Source organism: Planctobacterium sp. R6, assembly GCF_055755215.1.
Genome location: NZ_JBVTQY010000082.1, coordinates 1 through 5,786, shown reverse-complemented (window position 1 = coordinate 5,786; position 5,786 = coordinate 1). Strand labels below are relative to the sequence as shown.

General features: G+C 44.5%; 4 protein-coding genes and 1 pseudogene. All 5 read left to right on the top strand.

Annotated elements, in window-relative coordinates; genetic code table 11:
- Positions 1-61 precede the first annotated feature (61 nt).
- Positions 62-1,132 (top strand): annotated as a pseudogene (locus AC0J20_RS23130) (ATP-binding protein); the annotation flags it as partial.
- The gene (locus AC0J20_RS23125; RefSeq protein WP_473023576.1) at positions 1,129-1,764 is read left to right on the top strand and encodes a hypothetical protein; all 636 of its coding nucleotides are present in this window, start codon (positions 1,129-1,131) and stop codon (positions 1,762-1,764) included. The pseudogene AC0J20_RS23130 and the gene AC0J20_RS23125, both read left to right, overlap by 4 nt.
- Positions 1,761-2,978: a phosphoenolpyruvate carboxylase gene (locus AC0J20_RS23120; protein ID WP_473023575.1), complete on the top strand. Its 1,218-nt coding sequence runs from the start codon at positions 1,761-1,763 to the stop codon at positions 2,976-2,978. Before AC0J20_RS23125 ends, AC0J20_RS23120 begins: the two co-directional genes overlap by 4 nt.
- A 704-nt stretch (positions 2,979-3,682) precedes the next feature.
- On the top strand, positions 3,683-4,756 hold the full coding sequence (locus tag AC0J20_RS23115) for a hypothetical protein (protein ID WP_473023574.1): 1,074 nt from the start codon (positions 3,683-3,685) through the stop codon (positions 4,754-4,756).
- Positions 4,757-4,834: 78 nt separating this feature from the next.
- Entirely contained in the window at positions 4,835-5,545 is a 711-nt protein-coding gene (locus AC0J20_RS23110) for a cyclodeaminase/cyclohydrolase family protein (RefSeq protein WP_473023573.1), read from the top strand.
- Positions 5,546-5,786 lie beyond the last annotated feature (241 nt).

Below are 5,786 nucleotides of genomic sequence, written 5' to 3'. Positions count from 1 at the left end.
TTGTGGAACTTAATCCGGAGAGCAAAAAAGAAGCAGCTTAACGGCTTAGGCGACAACTACCTTGAAAAACGCCGTCAGTGAAAGCGATGAGTTGTTGGCGGCTTTCAGCAGTTTGTCGGATGCGGTGAAACACCATGTTGAGCACTTCGATCACCTGATTGCTGCCCAGTCTGGCACCGGATTGTCGGATATCTGGGAGCACGCTCGCGAAGCCTGTACTTATCGGGCCGAGCAGGGCGCCCCAGTGGTGGAGTATCGCAAGCTGGTCACTCATCTGGATCAGCTGTTAAATGAAGTGGTGCCGCAAAAGCTCAATGGTCTGAAAGAGCAGGGCCGCATCTTTGGTGCCGATCTGACGCAGTACTTCCATGTGTTAGCGGATATTGATAAACGCATTTTGGGCCAGAGCAAACGCATCAGCCGCGAAGTGGATGAAGAGTTGTTCCTGGATGGGGTTTCTGATTCTGCGGTGAAGATCCGTTCCCGTATTACCGAACTGGAATTCTGGCCAGAGCTGACCCGCTTCAACGAGTTACATCAGCAATGGATGAGCACCGGAGCCGACAAATTACCCGACGAAGTATATGGTGCCAGTATGCGTCAGGTACTGGATATTCTGGGCCGCGCGGCGTTGTCCGGGGGGATCAGTCGTCTGTTGGATATTGAATTGCGTTTGCGGGAAGGCAACAGCGACCTGGTGATCCGTACTGATCGCCAGCTAAACGAATCTTCCAGTCACGGTATGGCTTACCTGATTTTGTGTAAGTTCTTGCTGGCCTTTACCCGATTATTGCGGGGCCATTCGCAGGCCACAGTGCATTGGCCCATTGATGAATTGGGCACATTGCATCACAACAACGTGAAGAAGATCTTTGACGCCTGTGAGAAAAACAACATTCACGTATTGGGCGCCTTCCCTAATCCAGATTCAGATGTGTTAGCGCTGTTTGAAAATCGCTACATTATCGATAAGGCTAAGCGCCGCTTGCAGGTGGTACAACCGAAGGTCAGCGCTATCAGTCAGAAATTGCAGGAAAAGGCCAAAAACGCACTGCGCATGACTGAGCAGACTATGGCAGGTACAGATAATCAGACTAACGCAGGGCAAACCACTGAGGAGACGCAGGCATGATGACACAACAAGGTTTGGTATTAGAGCAATTGTTATCCGGTCAGTTTATCTGTGAAGTCAGTGACGAAGAGGCGTGGCGCTACTTGCAAGGCGAAAGCAACGCACAAAAAATCGAAGCGCAATTGAACCTGCTCAACCGCACTCTGGCCACTGCTGCCGAAGGTGAAGTCTTTTATGCCGCTTATCAGGATCTGGCGGACAAAGAACGCAAGGTGCTCACCAGTCAGTTTCAGGACATTGCCAATAACCTGTTGCCATTGGTGGAGTGGTTATTACTGGTGCAGGAAGCTGCGGGCAGTGACATGCCGGTGAGCCGCGGTTTGCCCATTCGCCTCAACGAATTGCAAACTGTGATCGAAGATACTCCGGCCTTTGCTGAGCAAATCGAAAAAATCTCTCGTTACCGCCTGTTCGGCTCCACCAGTACCACGTTGGACGGCCAGATAAAACAGGTCTTTAAGCGTCTGGTGGATTTGGGGTATCTGTTAAAGCCCAACCCGGAAAAGCAGTTGTTTATCGCCACCGGCAAAATCGATTATCTGTTCGAAGTGCTGCGCTTTATTGACGACGCTGAAAACTTGTCTCTGTCGCAGCAAGCGGAAATGGCCGCGAAGCAGGAGAGCTTACTGTGAGTCGCAATTTGCAACAGGCGGGTGTCAGGCTACTCAATGCCTTGAGCCGCCACTCAGACATTATTATGCAGGCCTATCTCACCGGTGGCGTGGATGAGTCACAGGTATCGCCGAAGGTGCTGGAGCAGCTGAAAAACCTGAACATTTTGTGGCGGCCTGAGCCAGATTCGGATCTGCGCTTAAAAAGTGCCGTGCGCAACTTACTGGAAGCTGGCCTCAATGATGAGCGCAACCGCCATATCAACGCCAATATTGGCAGTGCTATTGCTGCCCTCACTACCTTGTCACAACACTATAAAGAAGCCCTGTACAATCAGCGCTTTGAGCAGGCCCAGGCCCATCTGAACAACCTTACTGAACAGGTGTATGTACTCACTGACATGCTCAGTAACGGCGTGCGCGCCTTGTTCGGGCGAATCAATAATGAGTTTGGCTATGTGGATAGCCTGGATGCCAAAATTCGTGAAAACGAACTGGCCCAATCCCAGGTAAGTGACCTGCTTAATCAGCTGGAAATGATCCGCTTTGATGAACTGGTACAAGTGGCTGGTAGTGATCGGGATTTGCGTCATTTGCTGGTGGTGGTGCTGCAAAACAGCTTTGCCCGCTGTACTCAGGAATTAGCGATAGTGCAGGCCAAATTGCTGGAGTTGCTGGGTCGTTTCCGGGAATACCGGGGCCGAACCCGTTTGCTCAAAGGCTTCTTGTTGCACAATGAACAACAGCCGGATTTTGTGCCATCTGATTACACCAAGATGAGCAACGTACCTCTGCTGTTTAATGTGGCACCGGGTTTATTGCAACCGGCAGCAGTGGATGTACAAAACAGTGAGCACGAACTGGATCTGCAGGCGATTGTCAGCAGCATCCGGGATTTCCGTCACCTCAAAAAAGCGCAACCGGAACGCTCAGCCCGCAATATTCAGATCGAAGAGCAACAGGAAGTGGCACTGGAAGATGATCAACTCAGCCAGGCTGTAGATAACTATTTCTGCGAAGTGATAGAAAGCGGCGCATACATTACCGCACTGGATTATCACCAGAAACAGCAGCTGGAATTCGACCCGGAAGCCTGGCTTTATCAGGTGATTGGCGGCTACGAAGGCTTGCCAGAAGAAGAACAGCGCTATTTCGCCATCGACGCCCTGGGCGAACCTCATCCCATATACAACGGCAACTATGTGATTTCCGATGTTGTGTTGGGATTGAGGTAACAGAGCGAGGCTTAGGATTAGGCAAAGCTTTGCCTGTTTCTTCAGGGCTTTTATATTGCTTTTTCTTAGGGGCGCTCCCTAAAAGCCACTTTCTACCCTTTCGCATTATCTCGCGAAAGGGCCAGATCCAAACGAACTTCGAACCAAGCTGCAACGGGTTGTATAACACAATTAAAGTGGGTGTCATGTTTAGATTGGGGTGTCATGTTTAGATTATTGGCACCGCCTTGTCTGAGTGGTCATTTTTTATGGGCTTAGTGAGTAACAATTTGTTAAAGCGCTCAGCTTTCAAAGCGTCTGAGCCATTAAAGTTCTGCTGCTTTTTCTTAGGGGCGCTCCCCTAAAACCCCCTTTTAGCCCTGGCGCGAGACAACATAAGTCTCAAGGGCAGAACCAGAAGACCGTCGATGATAGTGCGTCCCTGCACTTCCATCGACTTGGGCAACATCCGTGTTGCCAATCTTCAGGTTTTTTCTGCCCTTTCGCCTTATCTCGCGAAAGGGCCAGATACAAACGGACTTCGAACCCAACCTCGGTGGTTCTTGAAGGCTAATCAAAAAGTGTTTCTCTCATGTGAAATGGTTGGCATTATTGGAGTAAATTTGCTATCAATTTATATGAAGGTAAAAAAGATCCAACAGAAGGTTGAAGAATGGCCCGTTGAGTCGATTCTAAACTGTTAGAGATTATTAGGGTAGTAACTATTGGCTAAACATTGCGTTTTTTGTGGTAAAACACCTGAAGACAAATCAAAAGAACATGTTGTGCCAAAATGGCTCATAGAGCTTACAGGAAGGCCAAATAGAAAAGCTTTCTTTGGGTTTACTAAAGACATACAAAACCGTGATGTGACGGAACGTAGTTTTGCGTTTGATAAATTTACGTTTCCTGCCTGCTCAACTTGTAACCACAGGTATTCGGATTTAGAAGCTAGGGCAAAAAAGTACATTAGTAATATTCTAAGTGGGAATGAAATAAGTGCATATGAGTTATCTGATTTATTAGATTGGTTTGATAAGGTTAGAGTTGGAACGTGGCTTGGTATACGTCAATTAGACAAGAATATCGCAAATGTTGAACCTAGTTTCCATATTGAATCACGTATTGGTCAATATGACCGAATGCTTATCGTAGACAAATCTGATTTTCGTGAATCTAGACTTAATATTGGCGGCACTGACACATTATGTTTTGCATTTACTCCTAGCACACTTCTTTTGATTATTAATGCGTATTATTTCACAAACATAAGTAGTATGTTTTTGTGTTCTAGAAGACTTGGGTTTCCTTATGTAAAGAGCATTAAATTACGTCCTGATAGCGATGATGTTGAAGTTGATTTAGTGCAAGGAAGAGAGCGCATAATGTTGCCCATAATGCGAAAGCATATATCAGAAATTGGAGCTCGGTATTATCAGCCTATGTTTAAAGGTGGTCTAATGAAAGGTGAAACACCGTATTATGATTCAGAGTATGTGCGCAATCATTCAATGGATGCAGAGTCAGGGGTAGGAAATATATTTAAAGAAACTCCAGATGGTCTGATTGAGTACAAAAAGGCTGATAAAATAAACATAGAACCACATGTAATTCAGAACGAAAAATTTATAAATGTGAAGTCTGCTATAAACATATTAGAGTGGCAGATATGGCTGCAAACTGATCTACCTGATATGTCAATGTTGCGTTCAGAACAAAAGAAATACGTTCGAAATAAATTTAGAATAGCAAAAAAATATAATGAATCATTTATTAATCATTATAAAGGAATGCTCTAACAGATGGGGGGATTTGACCCAAAAAGTGGCGTAACTTACCCAAGTCATTTGGTCATTAAATCTAGAGTGGTGTAATTGATGGAACAAACAGAATTAGCAGAGATAAAATCGGATTCATTATTAGAATTACCGACCAATAAACTTTTAGATGATTTTGGGGCAGGTCGAGCCTCCCCTGGCTCAGGAAGCGCAGCCGCGTTACTTGCAATCTTATCTTGTAAAATGGTTACAACTGTTTGTGAAATTAGTGCTAGAAAAGATGACTGTCATAAAGTCCATAAAGATTTTAACTTTATTAAAAAACAAGTCTTTGAGGTCATCGAACCGAGATTAAAGCACCTTTTTGACGCTGATGCTAAGGACTTTGATGAAGTCGTAAAATTAAGAGTGCTTCGCGATAAATCAAACGATAAAAATGAAAAATCACAATTTTCTCGACAATCTGCAGATATGTTAGAAAAAGCAACAGATTACACTTTTGAAATAGCAGATTTGTCTTTAAAGTTAATGGAGTATGGCGTAACCATGTTTGAACATGGTTGGCATGCTATTAGAGGTGATTCAGGAGTATCGGTTAGTGCAGCAATGTCAGCGGCAATGTCATGCATTTTCATAATTAATCTAAATTTAAAAACATTGAAATCTCGAAAATACTCCAAAAACAATATGTCCAAAGTTGCGGATTTACAAAATAAACTTGAAAATATGCAAGCTAAGGCTTTTAGTTGTGTTACGGCTATAGGTAGTGAGTCAGTTAACGCTATTCAATTACAACTAAAAAATACCTAACAACACCTCGAAGGGGGACAATAAGCCTAAAATCTATTTCTCGGACCAAAAGGCCCAAGTTTCGCTAAAATCTTTTATTGTTGACCCTTCCCAGTTTACTTCCCCACAAACTTTCACATCCCCAAGTGGATTTTTACAAGGCTGCTATACTCAGCTACAAACATCAAACATCAAACATCAAACATCAAACATCAAACATCAAACATCAAACATCAAACATCAAACATCAAACATCAAACAT